We start from the raw sequence: 1,420 nt of genomic DNA, 5'->3' as shown, positions 1-1,420 counted from the left end.
CTTCGTGCGCAGCGGGCGCTCCACCCCACTCCCCCGCTTCCGACGGGTCGCTCGTACGTCGGTACGAGCGCAGCATGGAGAAGGAGGGAGAAGAAAGGGGCGGGGAAGCGGAAAGGGAAGGAAGGAGGTGCGAGGCCATGGCCAAGTTCATGGACGTCCACCACGGGATGAAGGGCATCACGGCCGACCAGCTGCAGGCCGCCCACAAGGCCGACCTCGACATAGAGAAGGACGAGAACGTCCACTTCGAACGCGCCTGGGCGGACCCGGACTCCGGCGTCGTCTACTGCCTCTCCGAGGCCCCCTCGGCCGACGCGGTCCAACGCATCCACGAGCGAGCCGGCCACAAGGCGGACGAGATCCACCCGGTACCGCTGACGGTCTGACCCCAGCCAACTCGACCGAACGCAACCGAACCCATCCCACCTCCGGCCCCCTGTCTGCGCGTCCGCGGCCGGTCAGAGGGCCGGCAGTTCTGCAGACCGCGCGCCTCGCACCCCACGCCCCAGCGGAACGGATGAAGCAGGCGCTGTCGCTGTGGCTGGAGCCGAGAGGGCTCCGCTTCAACGAGGAGAAGACCCAAGTGACCAATCTTGATCGGGGATTCGACTTCCTCGGGTTCAACATCCGGCGGAACAGCAATCGCATGGTCATCATCCGGCCGAGCAAGGACGCGGTGAAGAGGATCCGGGAACGGCTGCGGATGGAGGTCAAGGAGCTGAACGGCTCCAACGCCGCAGCGGTACTGAGACGGCTCACGCCGATCGTGCGTGGGTGGGCAACGTACTACCGGGGGGCGGTGTCCTCGAAGATCTTCCAATCGCTGGACACCTACGTCTGGAAACTCACATACAAGTGGGCCAGACGGAGCCACCCCAACAAGCCGAAGGACTGGGTAGTGAAGCGGTACTTCGACACGTTCAACAAGTCCCGGGCGGACAAATGGGTGTTCGGTGACCGGATCTCCGGCGCCTACCTCTACAAATTCGCCTGGACCCCGATCGTCCGGCACGTCATGGTCAAAGGCGCGGCATCCATGGATGACCCAGCCCTCCAGGACTACTGGGCGAAACGGCGCCAGAAGAAGGCGCCTCCCGTCATGGATAAGACCAGCCTGCACCTGGCATTCCGCCAGCAAGGACTGTGCCCGCTCTGTGGCGAGACCCTGATCACCGGAGCGGAATACGAACCCGACAATCCACGGGAGTGGATCGAGTGGTTCGCAGCCGTAGCGAAGAAGCTGCACAAGCACCACTTCGTGTTCCGGCGTGAAGGGGGCGGGAACGACTGGAACAACCTCCGACTCGTACACGCGGACTGCCACCGGCAGCACCACGAAGCCGGTGACCGAGCAACCGCACGGAAGAGCAAACGCCCACGGGTTCTGCTTGAGCCGTGTGCGGCGTGAGTCGCACGCACG

2 protein-coding genes are annotated in these 1,420 nt (G+C 64.6%); both read left to right on the top strand.

From position 1 onward, the window contains the following. The first annotated feature begins 137 nt into the window (after window positions 1-137). The gene (locus STRIP9103_RS10885; protein WP_009307862.1) at window positions 138-386 is read left to right on the top strand and encodes an SCO4226 family nickel-binding protein; all 249 of its coding nucleotides are present in this window, start codon (window positions 138-140) and stop codon (window positions 384-386) included. A gap of 131 nt (window positions 387-517) precedes the next feature. Further along, entirely contained in the window at window positions 518-1,408 is an 891-nt protein-coding gene (locus STRIP9103_RS10880; protein WP_009307861.1) for a group II intron reverse transcriptase, read from the top strand. Window positions 1,409-1,420: the final 12 nt, after the last annotated feature.

This window comes from Streptomyces ipomoeae 91-03 (assembly GCF_000317595.1).
GTDB classification, from domain to species: domain Bacteria; phylum Actinomycetota; class Actinomycetes; order Streptomycetales; family Streptomycetaceae; genus Streptomyces; species Streptomyces ipomoeae.
Note: the sequence above shows the minus strand (reverse complement) of the source record. Positions and strands in the feature narration are given on the sequence as shown.

Bases quoted from the DNA above. Each gene is read 5' to 3' on its own strand.
- STRIP9103_RS10885 (WP_009307862.1), top strand. From the start codon at position 138: ATGGCCAAGTTCATGGACGTCCACCACGGGATGAAGGGCATCACGGCC.
- STRIP9103_RS10880 (WP_009307861.1), top strand. From the start codon at position 518: ATGAAGCAGGCGCTGTCGCTGTGGCTGGAGCCGAGAGGGCTCCGCTTC.